15 protein-coding genes are annotated in these 16031 nt (G+C 60.5%); 10 read left to right on the top strand and 5 right to left on the bottom strand.

Translation table 11 applies throughout. The features are described 5' to 3' along the window. The first annotated feature begins 13 nt into the window (after positions 1–13). The 3 genes from lpdA to lipA all read left to right on the top strand — a co-directional run bounded on the left by lpdA (position 14) and on the right by lipA (position 2880). Positions 14–1459, top strand: a complete 1446-nt coding sequence (gene lpdA / locus JZX88_RS06855) for a dihydrolipoyl dehydrogenase (RefSeq protein WP_206913070.1) — start codon at positions 14–16, stop codon at positions 1457–1459. Between the two features lie 96 nt (positions 1460–1555). Continuing rightward, on the top strand, positions 1556–1804 hold the full coding sequence (locus JZX88_RS06850; RefSeq protein WP_065115534.1) for a GlsB/YeaQ/YmgE family stress response membrane protein: 249 nt from the start codon (positions 1556–1558) through the stop codon (positions 1802–1804). 104 nt (positions 1805–1908) lie between these two features. Continuing rightward, positions 1909–2880 carry a lipoyl synthase gene (gene lipA, locus JZX88_RS06845; protein WP_065115535.1) on the top strand — a complete coding sequence of 324 codons (972 nt, stop codon included), beginning with the start codon at positions 1909–1911 and terminating at the stop codon, positions 2878–2880. 202 nt (positions 2881–3082) lie between these two features. Here lipA and JZX88_RS06840 read toward each other — a convergent pair whose 3' ends face one another. From JZX88_RS06840 to JZX88_RS06830, 3 genes are all read right to left on the bottom strand, one after another. Further along, entirely contained in the window at positions 3083–4015 is a 933-nt protein-coding gene (locus JZX88_RS06840) for a DMT family transporter (RefSeq protein ID WP_206913069.1), read from the bottom strand. Positions 4016–4380: 365 nt separating this feature from the next. Further along, complete coding sequence (locus tag JZX88_RS06835) at positions 4381–5115, bottom strand: AraC family transcriptional regulator (RefSeq protein WP_206913067.1); 735 nt, start codon at positions 5113–5115, stop codon at positions 4381–4383. Between the two features lie 128 nt (positions 5116–5243). Then, positions 5244–5420 (bottom strand): hypothetical protein, encoded by a 177-nt coding sequence (locus JZX88_RS06830; RefSeq protein WP_003496171.1) that lies wholly within the window; start codon positions 5418–5420, stop codon positions 5244–5246. Positions 5421–5669: 249 nt separating this feature from the next. Between JZX88_RS06830 and JZX88_RS06825 the strand changes: the two genes are divergently transcribed. After that, positions 5670–6239 (top strand): AAA family ATPase, encoded by a 570-nt coding sequence (locus tag JZX88_RS06825; RefSeq protein ID WP_110759787.1) that lies wholly within the window; start codon positions 5670–5672, stop codon positions 6237–6239. Positions 6240–6248: 9 nt separating this feature from the next. Then, the gene (locus tag JZX88_RS06820) at positions 6249–6704 is read left to right on the top strand and encodes a type II toxin-antitoxin system RatA family toxin (RefSeq protein WP_065115539.1); all 456 of its coding nucleotides are present in this window, start codon (positions 6249–6251) and stop codon (positions 6702–6704) included. Here the strand turns inward: JZX88_RS06820 and JZX88_RS06815 are convergent. Then, positions 6686–7195 (bottom strand): CinA family protein, encoded by a 510-nt coding sequence (locus tag JZX88_RS06815; RefSeq protein ID WP_206913066.1) that lies wholly within the window; start codon positions 7193–7195, stop codon positions 6686–6688. The two genes, JZX88_RS06820 and JZX88_RS06815, sit on opposite strands and share 19 nt — an antisense overlap. Then, a complete protein-coding gene (locus JZX88_RS06810) occupies positions 7192–8379 on the bottom strand; it encodes a bifunctional 2-C-methyl-D-erythritol 4-phosphate cytidylyltransferase/2-C-methyl-D-erythritol 2,4-cyclodiphosphate synthase (RefSeq protein WP_206913161.1) in 1188 nt (395 codons plus the stop codon). The genes JZX88_RS06815 and JZX88_RS06810 overlap by 4 nt, the downstream gene beginning before the upstream one ends. Positions 8380–8655: 276 nt before the next feature. Here JZX88_RS06810 and dusB point away from each other — a divergent pair, with 276 nt between their 5' ends. The 5 genes from dusB to JZX88_RS06785 all read left to right on the top strand — a co-directional run bounded on the left by dusB (position 8656) and on the right by JZX88_RS06785 (position 16030). Continuing rightward, positions 8656–9672: a tRNA dihydrouridine synthase DusB gene (gene dusB / locus JZX88_RS06805; RefSeq protein ID WP_206913064.1), complete on the top strand. Its 1017-nt coding sequence runs from the start codon at positions 8656–8658 to the stop codon at positions 9670–9672. Then, on the top strand, positions 9669–10817 hold the full coding sequence (locus JZX88_RS06800; RefSeq protein WP_206913060.1) for a nitrogen regulation protein NR(II): 1149 nt from the start codon (positions 9669–9671) through the stop codon (positions 10815–10817). Before dusB ends, JZX88_RS06800 begins: the two co-directional genes overlap by 4 nt. Then, complete coding sequence (gene ntrC / locus JZX88_RS06795; protein WP_003521350.1) at positions 10814–12265, top strand: nitrogen regulation protein NR(I); 1452 nt, start codon at positions 10814–10816, stop codon at positions 12263–12265. The genes JZX88_RS06800 and ntrC overlap by 4 nt, the downstream gene beginning before the upstream one ends. A 149-nt stretch (positions 12266–12414) precedes the next feature. Next, positions 12415–14676 (top strand): PAS domain-containing sensor histidine kinase, encoded by a 2262-nt coding sequence (locus JZX88_RS06790; RefSeq protein WP_065115544.1) that lies wholly within the window; start codon positions 12415–12417, stop codon positions 14674–14676. Beyond that, positions 14666–16030, top strand: a complete 1365-nt coding sequence (locus tag JZX88_RS06785; RefSeq protein ID WP_065115545.1) for a sigma-54 dependent transcriptional regulator — start codon at positions 14666–14668, stop codon at positions 16028–16030. Before JZX88_RS06790 ends, JZX88_RS06785 begins: the two co-directional genes overlap by 11 nt. Position 16031: the final 1 nt, after the last annotated feature.

Genomic DNA, 16031 nt, shown 5'->3' with positions numbered 1-16031 from the left:
GGCAGGATTTCCAATGGCTCAATCTTATGACGTCATCATCATCGGTTCGGGACCGGGCGGTTATATTGCCGCGATCCGCGCAGCCCAGCTCGGCATGAAGGTTGCCGTCGTGGAGCGCGAGCATCTGGCCGGCATCTGCTCCAACTGGGGCTGCATTCCCACCAAGGCCCTGCTGCGCACCGCCGATGTCATGCACACCGCCACTCATGCCAAGGATTACGGCCTGACGCTGGAAGGCTCGATCAAGCCGGACGTGAAGGCAATCGTCGCCCGCTCGCGCGGCATTGCCGCTCGCATGAACAACGGCGTCGGTTTCCTGTTCAAGAAGAACAAGGTCGATATCATCTGGGGTGAAGCCAAGATCACCAAGCCGGGTGAGATCGTCGTTGGCAAGTCCACCAAGCCGGTGGTTCAGCCTCAGGGTCCGGTTCCGAAGAACACGCTGGGTGAGGGCACCTATACCGCCAAGCACATCATCGTCGCCACCGGCGCCCGCCCGCGCGCGCTGCCCGGCATCGAGCCGGATGGCAAGCTGATCTGGACCTATTTCGAGGCGATGAAGCCGGAAGAACTGCCGAAGTCGCTGCTGGTCATGGGTTCGGGCGCGATTGGCATTGAATTCGCCAGCTTCTACCGCACCATGGGCGTCGACGTCACCGTCGTCGAAATCATGAGCCAGGTCATGCCGGTCGAAGATGCAGAAATCTCCGCCTTCGCCAAGAAGCAGCTGGAAAAGCAGGGCATCAAGATTCATCTGGAAACCAAGGTTTCCAAGGTCGAGAAGGGCGCGAACTCCATCACCGCGATGCTGGAGAAGAAGGACGGTTCTTCCGAGAAGATCACCGCCGACCGGATGATTTCCGCCGTTGGCGTTGTGGCGAATGTCGAAGGCATCGGCCTTGAGGCCGTTGGCGTGAAGACCGATCGCGGCTTCATCGTCATCGACGGTTACGGCAAGACCAATGTGCCTGGTATCTACGCCATCGGCGATGTCGCCGGCCCGCCGCTGCTCGCCCACAAGGCCGAACATGAGGCCGTCATCTGCGTCGAAAAGATTGCCGGTCTGCCGAATGTTCACCCGATGGACAAGCTCAAGATCCCCGGCTGCACCTATTGCAACCCGCAGGTCGCCTCGGTCGGCCTCACCGAAGCCAAGGCGAAGGAACAGGGCCGCGACATCCGCGTCGGCCGCTTCTCCTTTGCGGCAAACGGCAAGGCGGTCGCTCTCGGCGAAGATCAGGGCATGGTCAAAACCATCTTCGACAAGAAGACCGGTGAGCTGCTCGGCGCGCATATGGTGGGTGCGGAAGTCACCGAACTCATTCAGGGCTTCGTCGTCGCCATGAATCTCGAGACGACCGAGGAAGATTTGATGCACACGATCTTCCCGCATCCGACCATTTCGGAATCGATGAAGGAAAGCGTGCTCGACGCCTATGGGCGTGTGCTGAACGCATAAGTGCCGCGTGATGCCCGGCATTGTCTAACCTTGTCGGGTGTCCCATATGTCTCAACGCCGGTTCCTCAACGGAACTGTTCTTCAGGGAGCGTGGGAATGGAAAGTGTAGGCTGGATTGCAGCAATCATCATCGGCGGTCTCGCCGGCTGGCTTGCGGGCAAGCTCATGGATATGCGCTTCGGCATCTTCATGAACATCATTCTCGGCATTGTCGGCTCGGTTGTCGCCGTCGCCGTCCTTCGCACCCTTGATGTCTTCGTGCAGGACAGCAGGCTCGGTTATTTCGTCACGTCTTTCCTCGGCGCCAGCCTTTTGCTGTTCCTGGCAAAGCTGGTACGGCGCTGAAAATGCTTCGTGACCGGAAAGGGCTTACGCTTTTTCTGGAATTGTTCTAAAGCATCCGGCCAACAGGTGTTTAGATCGCCACAGGCGATGGAAGCAGGTTTTAAATGGTCACTATTCTCGACAGAACGTCGTCCGACGAAAAGCGCATCCGCCACCCGGAAAAGGCGCATCGGCCCGATACCGAGGTCATGCGCAAGCCGGAATGGATCCGCGTCAAGGCGCCGACCTCCAAGGGCTATCACGAGACGCGCGAACTGGTGCGCAGCCACAAGCTGGTAACGGTGTGCGAGGAAGCCGGCTGTCCGAATATCGGCGAATGCTGGGATAAGAAACACGCGACCTTCATGATCATGGGTGAGATCTGCACCCGCGCCTGCGCCTTCTGCAACGTCGCGACCGGCAAGCCTAATCCGCTTGACATGGACGAGCCTGAAAATGTCGCCAAGGCCGTCAAGCAGATGGGCCTTTCCCACGTCGTCATCACCTCGGTGGACCGCGACGATCTCGCCGATGGCGGTGCTGAACATTTCGAAAAGGTCATCTGGGCGATCCGTGCCGCGTCTCCGACGACGACCATCGAAATCCTGACCCCCGACTTCCTGAAGAAGCCCGGTGCGCTGGAGCGCGTCGTGGCCGCCAAGCCCGATGTCTTCAACCACAATATGGAAACCGTTCCGGGCAATTATCTGACGGTCCGCCCCGGTGCGCGCTATTTCCACTCCGTGCGCCTCCTGCAGCGCGTCAAGGAACTGGACCCCACCATGTTCACCAAGTCGGGCATAATGGTCGGCCTCGGTGAAGAGCGTAACGAAGTGCTGCAACTGATGGACGATCTGCGCAGCGCCGACGTGGATTTCCTGACTATCGGCCAGTACCTGCAGCCGACCCGCAAGCACCACAAGGTCGAGGCTTTCGTGACGCCGGAGGAATTCAAGTCCTACGAAACGGTCGCCTATACCAAGGGCTTCCTGATGGTGTCCTCCAGCCCGCTGACCCGTTCCTCCCACCATGCCGGCGACGATTTTGAGCGCCTGCGTGCAGCCCGCGAGAAGAAGCTGCTGGCGGCTGCGGAGTAAGGGGCAAAGGTTCGGCGACATAGGTTGCTGGATCGGGCGATATACGCTCTCTCCACCGTCATGCTCGGGCTTGTCCCGAGCATCTGCGACCTATCGATTGTACGATACGTGATTGGATCCTCGGGACAGGCCCGAGGATGACGTGAGTGGGAGGCGAGGCTTGTGAAATGGCTCAGCCGCCTGTTGCCGGCCCTCAACCCAATCACGCCACAATCTTCTCGGGCCGATGCGCCCGCATGCACAAGATCACGCTCAGCACCACCGAGCAGATCGCTACGATTTCGACAATGGTCGGCCCGCGTCCTTCCCACAAAAACCCGTAAAGCAGCGCAAACAGCGTCTCGAACAGGATCATCTGTCCGACCAGGGTGAGTGGCAGCAGGCGGCTCATGCGGTTCCAGAAGGCATTGCCGAGAATGGAGGCGGTGAAACCGAGCCCGGCGGCGATGGCGGCGAAATGCAGCCAGTCTCCCGTGCTATGGCTTTCTCCACCAAATCCGAAGGCCGGAATGGCGAGCAGCAGCGCAAGCCCGCCGGTTACGACACCCGTCATCATGTTCCAGTCATCGGCGCTGACATCGTGAAGACGCGACAGCCAGCGGGCATTGCCGACAGCAAAGGCCGTCCATGAGGCCAGCGCGCCGAGAGCACAGGCAAGACCGATGATACGGGACACATCCAGCCCGGCATCGTTTTCCGTCAGCGACTGCCAGGAAATGCCGATAATGCCGATGGCACCGAAGGCAAGCGACGGCCACAGCCGCTTCAGCGACACCGCGCCATGGTCGCGGCTGCCGATGATGGTGACGGCGACAGGCAGGAAGCCGATGATGATGGAGGTGAAAGCAACACCGCTCAGCTTCACCGCCGTTGATATGAAGACGTAATAGGCGATATTGCCGATCATGCTCAGCCAGCCGAGCGCGAACCATTCCCGCGCGCCGAAATGCGCCGATACCCGTTTCAGACGTGGCCCGATGATGATGAGGGAAATCAGCCCATAGGTGAGATAACGCGCCGTCGATAATTGCAGGGCCGAAAAATCCGGCACGAGTTTCGGAGCGAGAAAGATGCCACCCCAAAGTGCGCCTGCCAGCACGCCGTAAAAAACACCGAGACCCGTTTTGTTGTTCATGTCATGTCACATCCGCATTCGCATTTGCCCGCGATGTGCCACAGCCCCTTGCGGCTGTCTTGACAAAAACTCCTGAGGACTTGTCCGCCGCTATGATTGCGGGTTTTTAGAGGGTTGTGCGTTCACAGTGGATCGAGGTGCGTGTGGCTTTACCCCCCTCTGCCCTGCCGGGCATCTCCCCCTCAAGGGGGGAGATCAGCAGGAGGCGCTACCGCCACTTCATTCGCAAACGTTGAAAGAGGCGAGACGCAGCCGCTTGTCGATCTCCCCCCCTTGAGGGGGAGATGCCCGGCAGGGCAGAGGGGGGTAAAGCCACACGCACCCCTCGATCTGCTGAGAACGGACGACCTCCTGAAAGCTCAAATCTAATGAATGCCGCGGTTCCGGCGATAGGTGGCCGGCGTTTCACCCACCGTATTACGCATGGCGCGGGTCAGCGCCGTCTGGTCGGAAAAACCGGCCCTGAGCGCGATTTCCGCAATCGGCAGGCTGGATTCGCTGAGGAGTGTGCAAACCTTGTCCATGCGCAGACCAGTAAGCCAACGGTGAGGCGGGAGACCGAATTCTTCGAGAAACAACGCGTGCAGGCGGCTGTCGCTGATCGTCACGCAGGCCGCCAGCATCTCGATTGTCCAGGGAAAGAACGGCTCCGCCCTGACGACCGCACTGAGTTTGCGCAGGCGTTGGCGGATATCGGCTTTTTCAGTCGCGAGACTATCCACCAGCAGTGGCGCCCAGATCCCGGCGACATCGTCGCGCCGGCCGTCGATTTTGATGAGGTCGCGCATATAGGCGATCAATTGCCGTGTGTCCGGGGCAATATCGAGAAACGGCACGCGGGCGAATCTCTCCAGCGTCTGTTCGGAAACAGCACTTTCATCGATATCGACCACCAGCGAGTGATTGCTTGCCGTCGCTTCCTGTGTATGCGGTGCATCGCGGTGGATGAAGACGCCACGTCCGGTCGACAGTTCATCCTGCCGCCCCGCCACATCGATCCGCAGGCGGCCAGAGACCGGAAGAACGATCTGCACGAAACCGTGCCGCTCCTTCGGTCTTTCCTGCCTGTAGGTTCTGATATCGGCCGATGCGGATGTCATGACGCTGTCGTTTCCAGTGTGCAAAGAAATGGCCGCCTCGAAAAAGCGGCCAGTTTCATCGTTTGATTATGACATCGTCTTGAAGATTGGGCCAGCCGGCTTTATCGCTCAGCTATACGAAACGGCAATTAACAGTCTTCCTTGGCGGTCGATTCGCCGCGTTTGCGCTTGCGCAGAACCGGCTTGTTCTCTCTCGCCTCGCATTTTGCAACGTCGATAAGGTAGGCAAGCACGGGCATGCCGTTCATCGATGCGAGTTGCTTGGCGGATTCGAGAAGGTTGATGATGTTGGAAAAATCGTCCATCGGCTCACTCAGTGGCTCAAAGCGGTTATGTGTCGGGTCTGAACCCAAAGATGAATACGCGTGGGGAAATCGGGAGTGCCCGGCGCGTTTGCATCCAATGGGTGTAATATTAGTCGCAAATAAATAGCAATCCCTGCGGCGGGGTTGCAATAGTCAATTTTCCGTAACTGCCATGCGCAACGACAATACCCGCCTGGGTGCGGATATCCTTGCCGCAGGCAATCTCCCCGGTCATGACGAGGTTATGCGATGCCGAACTATCTTGAGACAGTGGAAGATGCCGCGACGATCGTCGCCGGGGCGCAACGCATCATGGTCGTCGGCTGTTCCGGGGGCGGCAAGTCGACGCTCTCGCAAAAGCTCGCAAGCAAATTTGGGCTTCGTTATATCTCCATGGACCGTGAAATTTTCTGGCTGCCCGGCTGGCAGGCGCGCCCGCGCGAGGAACAGCGGCAGAGGATAGCCGCCATCATCACCGAAGAGCGCTGGCTGATGGACGGCAGCAATCCATCCTCGTTCGACATGCGACTGCCGCGGTCCCACATCGTTCTCTGGGTGCGCATGCCGCGCTGGCTCTGCCTGTGGGGTGCCGTCAGCCGGGCGATCAGGGGGTATGGCAAGGCGAGGCCGGAAATGGCGGAGGGATGCCCCGAACGGATAGACGTCGATTTCCTGCGCTATATCTGGAACTTCGAACGGCGTCATGCCCCGCTCTTCGAGCAGAATTTTGCGCTTTATGGCGGCGATGTGCCTGTATTCCAGCTGAAAAGCCGAAAACAGTTTCGCCGCCTTCTTGATCTTCTTGTTGCCGGGGATTAACTGCCGCTTATGCCACAGTTCGAAACGCATCGCCTCGTCAAACACTCGCCAGACCGCATGTACGACCTCGTCGCCGATGTGGAAAAATATCCGCAGTTTCTGCCGCTTTGCGAGGCGCTCATTGTCCGCTCGCGCAAGGAACGTGATGGCAAGGTGCTGCTGGTGGCGGATATGACGGTGGGCTACAAGGCCATTCGCGAGACCTTCACCACGCAGGTGCTGCTGAACCCGGCCGAGCGCGCCATTGATGTGAAATATATCGACGGGCCGTTCAAATATCTCGACAATCGCTGGCGTTTCGAAGAATCGGAAGATGGTGGCTCGGCCATTCATTTCTTCATCGATTATGAATTTAAAAGCCGCCTGCTCGGCGCCGTCATGGGGTCGATGTTCGACCGGGCTTTCCGCATGTTTGCGGAAGCCTTCGAGACCCGCGCCGATAAAATTTACGCCGACCCGGCCTGATTGAGGGTAATCAGCATCTCAAGTGCGGTTCTGACGGTCGCAAGCCGGATTTCCGTGCGGCCGATCTCGCCGTAACGCATTTCATGATGCAGGATTTTACCGCCGCGCGCCTTGGCGACCAGATGCACCAGGCCAACGGGCTTGTCGGCGGAACCGCCGCCCGGACCGGCAATGCCGGTCACGGCCACGGCAAAATCCGCGCGTGAGCGGAACAGCGCGCCATGCGCCATCTGCAGCGCCGTCTGCCGTGATACCGCGCCGAATGTGGCAAGCGTGCCAGTGCCAACCCCCAGCATGTCCATCTTGGATTCGTTCGTATAGGTGACGAAACCACGGTCGACGACGGCGGAGGAGCCGGCAATTTCCGTCAGGGCACCGGCGATCAGGCCGCCCGTGCAGCTTTCGGCGGTCGAGACCATGACGCCACGGGCGGTGAAATCAGAGATGATCCGCCGCGCCAGTTCTTCTATGTCAGCGGGAAAGAGGCTCATAACGGTCTGCCCCTGTAAACGACGGTAGCGGTGGCGATTGCCGCGATACCCTCACGGCGGCCGACGAAGCCGATCGTCTCATTGGTCGTCGCCTTCACCGAGCAGCGCTCCAGCGCAATCCCGAGCATGTCGGAGAGCGCTTCGCGCATGGCCTGCCGGTGCGGACCGATGCGGGGCGCCTCGGCGATCAGTGAGACATCGGCATTCATGATCGTGCCGCCATTGTCGCGCACCACCTTGGCCGCATGTTCGAGGAAGATGCGCGAGGCCGCCCCCTTCCATTGCGGATCGGAAGGCGGGAAGTGATCGCCGATATCGCCGGCGCCACAGGTGGCGAGCAGCGCATCCGTCAGCGCATGCAAAGCCACATCCGCATCCGAATGACCTTTGAGTTTCTGGTCGTGTTCGATGAAGACGCCGCAGAGTGTCACACCGTCTCCAGCCTCCAGCTGGTGCACGTCGTAACCATTGCCGGTACGCACGTCGGGCAATGCGTGAGAGAGCTTTTCATCGGCCATGGCGATATCCCGCTTGAGAGTGAGTTTCACATTGTCGACCGAACCTTCGGTCAGTGTCACCGGCAGTCCCGCCCATTCGGCAATCGATGCATCATCGGTAAAATCGGACTTTCCCGAGGCGGCAGCGGCGCGATGCGCTGCGAGAATGTCATCATAAGCGAAGCTCTGCGGGGTCTGCGCGGCATAAAGTCCCTGACGGGAAACCGTCTCCACGACGCGGTCATCCGAACCGCGTTTCAACGTGTCGGTAACGGGCAGGGCAGGCAGAACGCCCCGAGCGCCTTCCGCGTGCAGCGCCACGATACGCTCCAGCATGTCCGTGGCGACGAAAGGCCGCACGGCGTCATGGATCATCACATGGGTGAGATCGCGGGAGGAGAGCGCCTCCAACCCCGCCAGCACCGATTGCTGGCGTGTCGCGCCGCCCGTCACCGTGACGATCCGCTCACCGGCATCAAGCCGCTCAAGGATCGGCGACAGCAGTGCTGCATCGTCGGCATGGCTGACGATCACGATGGGGCAGGCGCTGTCCCAGCCCAGAAAGGTCGATACCGTGTGCTCGATGACGGCTCTGCCGCCGATCGGGCGATATTGTTTCGGCCCTTCCTCGGGGGAGCCTGCCCTTTCGCCGCGCCCGGCGGCGACGATGACGATGCCGAGTTTCATAGTACTTTCCTGCATTGGTCATATGCTTTGCGCGCAACCCTTAACGGTTGACAGTCCTGCTCTAGCGTTTCAAAACCCGGATGGCCAGCCCGATAAGACGCGCATTTACCCTGCACGCCGCAGGATCGTCCGGCATGGCATGTCCCGAACCTGCACAATTTGCCACCGACCGCAAAACAGGCAGGCAGCCGCGCAGCAAATAAAAGATGCAACCCTCTAAAAGTGCTTGGCAACTGCGCAAACACTGTCTAAAAATAATGCAAATAACCCTTCTGCATGAAAGATCATCAGTTGCCCCTTCCGCAGTTGTCAGAACCGTTTAGCATCGGCTCAGTCACGATCCGTAATCGTGCCGTGCTGGCGCCCATGTCGGGCGTGACGGATCTGCCGTTCCGACAGCTCGCCTGGCGTTATGGCGCCGGCCTTGTTGTCACGGAAATGGTGGCAAGCCGTGAACTCGTCGCCAACCGAGGGGAATCCTGGGCGCGGCTGAAAAATGCCGGCATGGTTCCGCATATGGTGCAGCTTGCCGGGCGCGAGGCGCATTTCATGGCCGAGGCAGCGAAGATCGCGGCCGATAACGGCGCGGGAATCATAGATATCAACATGGGTTGTCCGGCCAAGAAGGTGACGGGGGGCTACTCCGGTTCGGCGTTGATGCGCGATCCCGATCATGCGCTCTCTCTGATCGAGGCGACCGTCAAAGCGGTTGATGTGCCCGTGACGCTGAAGATGCGGCTCGGCTGGGACGAAAACACCATCAACGCGCCCGAAATTGCCTGCCGCGCCGAAGCGGCAGGGGTTCAGCTCATCACCATTCACGGCCGCACCCGTATGCAGTTCTACGAGGGACGGGCGGACTGGAACGCTATCCGCACCGTTCGCGAGGTGATTTCCGTGCCGCTGATCGCCAATGGCGATATCGAGACCGCAGAAGATGCACGGGAAATTCTCCGCCGTTCAGATGCGGATGCCGTCATGGTCGGGCGTGGCGCGCAGGGGCAACCCTGGCTGCCGGCTGTGCTGGCCGGGCACGCCGCCCCGCAACACGCCGAGATCGCTGGTATTGCCGTCGAGCATTACGAGATGATGCTGGAATTTTACGGAAGGGAAGCCGGTCTCCGGCATGCCCGCAAACATCTGGGTTGGTATCTCGACCGTTTCGCGATTGAGAGCGCCACGCCTGACAAGGCTAAAATCATGACATCGCGTGACACGGGGGAGGTGGCTGATCTGCTGCGCTCCGCCCTTAGCGAAAATGCGGTCGAAGACGCCGCAAGGAAGGCCGCATGAGCGCTGACAAACACAGCCCGGCAGATGGAAACGCGCTTGCCATGGCGGTTCTGAACGCGGTGCAGAACCCCGTTATTCTGGTGGACGCCGAAGGTTTCATCGCCTTCGCCAATTGGGAAGCCGAAGCCTTTTTCGGGGCGAGCGCCTCCCATCTCGCGCGCTACCGCGTTTCCACCTTCATTCCCTTCGGCAGCCCGTTGCTCGCACTGATCGATCAGGTGCGGGAGCGCCGCGCGCCGGTCAACGAATACCGCGTCGATCTGAGTTCGCCGCGTCTTGGCCAGGACAAGCTGGTCGATCTTTATGTCGCGCCCGTTGTCAGCGAACCGGGATCGGTGGTCGTCGTCTTTCAGGAAAGGTCGATGGCCGACAAGATCGACCGGCAACTGACCCATCGTGCCGCTGCCCGTTCCGTTACGGGCCTTGCCTCGATGCTCGCGCACGAGATCAAGAACCCGCTGTCCGGCATTCGTGGCGCCGCCCAGCTGCTGGAGACTTCGGTTGCCGATGAAGACCGGGCGCTGACGCGGTTGATCTGCGACGAGACCGACCGCATCGTTTCGCTGGTCGACCGCATGGAGGTGTTTTCCGACGAGCGGCCGGTGGACCGCATGCCGGTCAATATCCACTCCGTGCTCGATCATGTGAAGGCCATCGCCAAGGCCGGCTTTGCCCGCAATATCAAGATTTCGGAAAATTACGACCCGTCGCTGCCGCCGGTTTATGCCAATCGCGACCAGCTGGTGCAGGTCTTCCTCAATCTGGTGAAGAATGCGGCGGAAGCCGTGGGCAACCAGCCGGATGGCGAGATCATCCTCACCACCGCCTATCGTCCCGGCATGCGGCTTTCGGTCGCCGGCAGCCGCGAGCGTATCTCGCTGCCGCTCGAATTCTGCGTGCATGATAATGGTCCGGGCGTTCCGGCCGATCTCCTGCCGCATCTTTTCGATCCCTTCATTACCACCAAGACGAATGGTTCGGGCCTCGGGCTGGCGCTTGTCGCCAAGCTGATCGGCGCCCATGGCGGCATTGTCGAATGCGACAGCCAGAACCATCGCACGACTTTCCGCGTATTGATGCCCGTCTCGCCGGAAGTGGCGCTCGACGACAGCACTTTGCCGAACACGACAGGAAATGACCTATGACAGCTACGATCCTCGTCGCCGATGATGATGCCGCAATCCGCACGGTGCTGAACCAGGCGCTGAGCCGCGCCGGTTACGACGTGCGCATCACCTCCAATGCCGCAACGCTCTGGCGCTGGGTTTCGGCAGGTGAGGGCGATCTTGTCGTGACCGATGTCGTGATGCCCGATGAAAACGCCTTCGATCTGCTGCCGCGCATCAAGAAGGCCCGCCCGGACCTGCCGGTTCTGGTCATGAGTGCGCAGAACACCTTCATGACGGCCATCAAGGCGTCGGAAAAAGGCGCTTACGATTACCTGCCGAAGCCCTTCGATCTGACGGAACTGATCGCCATCATCGGCCGCGCCTTGTCGGAGCCGAAGCGCAAGCCGGCCAAGCTCGATGACGACATGCAGGACGGCATGCCGCTCGTTGGCCGCTCGGCGGCGATGCAGGAAATCTACCGCGTTCTCGCCCGCCTGATGCAGACCGACCTGACGCTGATGATAACGGGCGAATCCGGTACGGGTAAGGAGCTGGTGGCCCGCGCGCTGCATGATTACGGCAAACGCCGCAACGGCCCCTTCGTCGCCATCAACATGGCGGCAATTCCGCGTGACCTGATCGAATCCGAACTCTTCGGCCATGAGAAGGGTGCCTTCACCGGCGCGCAGAACCGCTCGACCGGCCGTTTCGAACAGGCCGAGGGTGGCACGCTGTTCCTCGATGAAATTGGCGACATGCCGATGGATGCGCAGACGCGCCTGCTGCGTGTGTTGCAGCAGGGCGAATATACGACGGTGGGCGGTCGCACGCCTATCCGTACCGATGTCCGCATCGTCGCTGCCACCAACAAGGACCTGAAACAGTCGATCAATCAGGGCCTGTTCCGCGAAGACCTCTATTATCGCCTGAACGTCGTGCCGCTGCGCCTGCCGCCGCTGCGTGACCGCGCCGAGGATATTCCCGATCTGGTGCGCCATTTCATCCAGCAGGGTGAGAAGGAAGGTCTTGAGGGCAAGCGTTTCGAGAGCGAAGCTCTTGAGGTCATGAAGGCCTATGCCTGGCCGGGCAACGTGCGCGAGCTGGAAAACCTGATCCGCCGCCTGATGGCGCTTTATCCGCAGGAAGTCATCACCCGCGAGATCATCGAGCAGGAACTGCAGTCGGATGTTCCCGACAGCCCGCTCGACAAGATGGCGGTTCGCACCGGTTCGCTCACCATTTCGCAGGCGGTGGAAGAAAATATGCGGGATTATTTCGCCAGCTTCGGCGATGGCCTGCCGCCGCCCGGCCTTTACGACCGTGTGCTGCGCGAACTCGAATATCCGCTGATTCTCGCCGCCCTGACGGCGACGCGCGGCAACCAGATCAAGGCTGCCGATCTTCTTGGCCTGAACCGCAATACGCTGCGCAAGAAAATCCGCGAGCTTGGCGTTTCCGTCTATCGCAGCTCCCGCCCCACGTGAGAATGTTGACAAGGTTGCATTTGTCGTTGCATTTTCGCCACATTGTGTTGCTTGGAAAACACTAGGAAGGAAGGGATTCGCCAATATGCGGTGAGTCTCGCCTGACTTCATGATTGTGGCGCTGGCTGGCCAGCGATTGGGAGTAGTGCATGCGGAAACCCGCCGCCGAAAACGCCGTTGCCGACGAAGCAGCGGGAATGGTGGTTGCCGATCGCAGGATGTCTTTCGCTTTGCCGGGGCTGGTGCTCGCTGGCGTCGCGCTCGTCTGTGCCATCATTACCCTCTTCGTGCTGCTGGGCGTGACGCCGATCGCACCGACATCGAATGTCGTCATCGCTTCGGTCGTCATCAATTCGATCTTCGTGATCGGGCTGATCTTTCTCATCGGCCGGGAAATTAACCGCCTGCTGAAAGCGCGCAAAAAGGGCAGGGCGGCCGCACGCCTGCACGTGCGCATCGTCGTGCTTTTCTCCATCGTGGCAATCACGCCCGCCGTGCTTGTCGCCATCTTCGCCAGCCTGACGCTGAATGTCGGCCTCGACCGCTGGTTCTCGATCCGAACCCAGTCGATCGTCGATTCCTCCAGCAATATCGCCCAGGCCTATATGATGGAGAATGCCGGTTATCTTCAGGGCCAGACCCTGTCGATGGCCACCGACCTCGACCGCAATCGCGCGCTTTTTTATCTCGACCGCACCGGCTTCGTCGACCTGATGACCCGTCAGGCCAAGGGGCGCGGCCTGCTTGGCGCGTTTCTGGTGCAGGAGGATGGCGACGCCGTCGCGCAGGCCGATATCAAGACGGAAAAACCGCTTCCCGCCATTCCGCATGACGCGCTGGAAAAGGCCGCCGCCGGTCAGCCGACGCTGATCCCGCCGGGGATCACCAACCTCGTTGGCGCCATCATCAAGCTCGAAGGCATCAGCGGCACCTTCCTTTACACCGTGCGCGCCGTTGATCCCAAGGTGATGGGCGCGATGCGGCTGATGGAGGAGAACCGCGCCGAATACAAGGCGATGGAGGCGGGCCGCGCGCCGCTGCAGATCGCCTTTGCCATCCTCTATCTCGGCTTTGCGCTGATCGTGCTTCTCGCCGCCATCTGGACGGCAATCGCGGTGGCCGACCGTATCGTGCGACCGATCCGCCTGCTCATCAGTGCCGCAGACAGTGTCGCCACCGGCAACATGCATGTTCTGGTTCCCGTCCGCGCCGTCGATGGCGATGTCGGGCGCCTGTCGCGTACCTTCAACAAGATGGTCTCGGAACTGCGCAGCCAGCAGGAGCAGATCATCGAGGCCAAGGATGATATCGACGATCGCCGCCGCTTCATCGAAGCCGTGCTGTCAGGTGTCACCGCCGCCGTCATCGGTGTCGACGAGAACCGCAGGATCACCATCGTCAACCCATCCGGCGAAGAGTTCCTGGCGCTGAATTCCGAGCAGCTCATCGGCGCGCAGCTGTCGGAGATCGCGCCGGAAATCGAACAGGTCGTGACCGAGGCCAACACCTGGGCGCGTGGCAACTTCCGCAAGCAGATAAACATCATGCGACGCGGCAAGGAACGGACACTGAATGTGCAGGTGACCCGTGAGGATGCCCGCGACAGCCGCGACAGCTACGTCATCACCCTCGATGACATCACCGACCTCGTCATTGCCCAGCGCTCGACGGCATGGTCGGATGTGGCGCGCCGCATCGCGCATGAAATCAAGAACCCGCTGACGCCGATCCAGCTTTCCGCCGAGCGCATCAAGCGCCGTTTCGGCAAGCAGATCGACGAGAGCGACCGCGCCGTTTTCGATCAGTGTACGGACACCATCGTCCGGCAGGTCGGTGATATCGGCCGGATGGTGGATGAATTCTCGGCCTTTGCGCGTATGCCCAAGCCGACGAAGGAAAAGTCGGATCTGCGCGCGATCCTGAAGGATGCGGCGTTCCTGCGGGAAATCAGCGCCGCCGACACCAGGTTCACGACGGAGCTGGGCGATATCCCGCTGGAGGGCATGTTCGATGCCCGCATGCTGGGGCAGGCCTTCGGCAATCTCATCAAGAATGCGACCGAAGCGATCGAGGCGGTGGAAGGCGAAAAGCGGCCGGGCATGATCCTGGTACGCGCCTCCTTCGACGAAGCCAACTCCCGTTTTGTCGCTGACATCATCGACAATGGCCGCGGCCTTCCCGTCGAGAACCGTCACCGCATTCTCGAACCATACATGACGATGCGGGACAAGGGCACGGGCCTTGGTCTGGCCATCGTCAAGAAGATCATCGAAGAGCATGGCGGGTATCTGGAACTCCACGATGCCCCGCCTGAGTTCGATCACGGCCACGGCGCCATGATCAGAGTGCTGCTGCCCTATATCGAGGCGGTCGGCGGCGAAAATAACAAGGAAGCAGCATATGGCGTCTGATATTCTGGTCGTGGATGACGAGGCGGACATTCGCGAAATCGTAGCGGGCATCTTGTCCGATGAAGGCCATGAGACGCGCATGGCGTTCGACAGTGACAGCGCGCTGGCCGCCATCTCGGAGCGTGTGCCGCGCCTGATCTTTCTCGACATCTGGATGCAGGGCTCGAAGCTCGACGGTCTGGCGCTGCTTGACGAGATCAAGAGCCGCCATCCCGAAATCCCTGTCGTCATGATTTCCGGTCACGGCAATATCGAAACCGCCGTCAACGCCATCAAGCGCGGCGCCTTCGATTTCATCGAAAAGCCGTTCAAGGCCGACCGCCTGATCCTGATAGCCGAGCGGGCGCTGGAAAACTCCAAGCTGAAGCGCGAGGTTCAGGAACTCAAGAAACGCACGGGTGACGCGGTTGAACTCGTCGGCGCCTCGCTTGCGGTGTCGCAGCTTCGCCAGACCATCGACAGGGTTGCGCCTACCAACAGCCGCATCATGATCCTCGGCCCCTCCGGTTCCGGCAAGGAACTCGTGGCCCGCATGGTGCACAAGAAGTCCTCGCGTGCGAGCGGCCCCTTCGTGGCGCTCAATGCCGCGACGATCACGCCGGACCGCATGGAAATCGCGCTCTTTGGAACGGAAGGCCTGCCGGGGCAGCCACGCAAGGTCGGCGCGCTGGAAGAAGCTCATCGCGGCGTGCTTTATCTCGATGAAGTCGGCGAAATGCCGCGCGAGACGCAGAATAAGATCCTGCGCGTGCTGGTCGACCAGCAGTTCGAGCGCGTCGGTGGCGGCAAGCGGGTGAAGGTGGATGTGCGCATCATTTCCTCGACCGCCCATCACCTCGAAAGCCTGATCGCCGAAGGCCAGTTCCGCGAGGACCTCTACCACCGTCTGGCCGTCGTGCCGGTGAAGGTGCCGGCGCTCTCCGAACGGCGCGAGGATATTCCCTTCCTCGTCGACATGTTCATGCGCCAGATTTCCGAGCAGGCCGGCATTCGCCCGCGCAAGATCGGTGACGACGCCATGGCCGTTCTCCAGACGCATGACTGGCCAGGCAATATCCGCCAGCTGCGCAACAATATCGAGCGGCTGATGATCCTTGCCCGTCCCGAAGGCGGCGAGGCGCCGATCTCGGCCGACATGCTGCCATCGGATATTGGCGACATGCTGCCGAAGATTTCGGCGCAGGGCGACCAGCACATCATGACCCTGCCGCTGCGCGAAGCCCGTGAAATGTTCGAGCGGGATTATCTGGTGGCCCAGATCAACCGTTTCGGCGGCAATATTTCACGGACGGCGGAATTTGTTGGCATGGAAAGATCGGCGCTGCATCGCAAACTGAAATCTCTCGGCGTATAAG

Origin of the sequence: Agrobacterium sp. OT33, assembly GCF_017313365.1 — a bacterium.
Lineage (GTDB): Bacteria > Pseudomonadota > Alphaproteobacteria > Rhizobiales > Rhizobiaceae > Agrobacterium > Agrobacterium rhizogenes_A.
This window is presented reverse-complemented; position numbering and strand designations above follow the sequence as displayed.

Excerpts from the sequence above, each read along its gene's own strand:
- lpdA (WP_206913070.1), top strand. The coding sequence starts at position 14 with ATGGCTCAATCTTATGACGTCATCATCATCGGTTCGGGACCGGGCGGT.
- JZX88_RS06850 (WP_065115534.1), top strand. The coding sequence starts at position 1,556 with ATGGAAAGTGTAGGCTGGATTGCAGCAATCATCATCGGCGGTCTCGCC.
- lipA (WP_065115535.1), top strand. The coding sequence starts at position 1,909 with ATGGTCACTATTCTCGACAGAACGTCGTCCGACGAAAAGCGCATCCGC.
- JZX88_RS06840 (WP_206913069.1), bottom strand. The coding sequence starts at position 4,015 with ATGAACAACAAAACGGGTCTCGGTGTTTTTTACGGCGTGCTGGCAGGC.
- JZX88_RS06835 (WP_206913067.1), bottom strand. The coding sequence starts at position 5,115 with ATGACATCCGCATCGGCCGATATCAGAACCTACAGGCAGGAAAGACCG.
- JZX88_RS06830 (WP_003496171.1), bottom strand. The coding sequence starts at position 5,420 with ATGGACGATTTTTCCAACATCATCAACCTTCTCGAATCCGCCAAGCAA.
- JZX88_RS06825 (WP_110759787.1), top strand. The coding sequence starts at position 5,670 with ATGCCGAACTATCTTGAGACAGTGGAAGATGCCGCGACGATCGTCGCC.
- JZX88_RS06820 (WP_065115539.1), top strand. The coding sequence starts at position 6,249 with ATGCCACAGTTCGAAACGCATCGCCTCGTCAAACACTCGCCAGACCGC.
- JZX88_RS06815 (WP_206913066.1), bottom strand. The coding sequence starts at position 7,195 with ATGAGCCTCTTTCCCGCTGACATAGAAGAACTGGCGCGGCGGATCATC.
- JZX88_RS06810 (WP_206913161.1), bottom strand. The coding sequence starts at position 8,379 with ATGAAACTCGGCATCGTCATCGTCGCCGCCGGGCGCGGCGAAAGGGCA.
- dusB (WP_206913064.1), top strand. The coding sequence starts at position 8,656 with ATGAAAGATCATCAGTTGCCCCTTCCGCAGTTGTCAGAACCGTTTAGC.
- JZX88_RS06800 (WP_206913060.1), top strand. The coding sequence starts at position 9,669 with ATGAGCGCTGACAAACACAGCCCGGCAGATGGAAACGCGCTTGCCATG.
- ntrC (WP_003521350.1), top strand. The coding sequence starts at position 10,814 with ATGACAGCTACGATCCTCGTCGCCGATGATGATGCCGCAATCCGCACG.
- JZX88_RS06790 (WP_065115544.1), top strand. The coding sequence starts at position 12,415 with ATGCGGAAACCCGCCGCCGAAAACGCCGTTGCCGACGAAGCAGCGGGA.
- JZX88_RS06785 (WP_065115545.1), top strand. The coding sequence starts at position 14,666 with ATGGCGTCTGATATTCTGGTCGTGGATGACGAGGCGGACATTCGCGAA.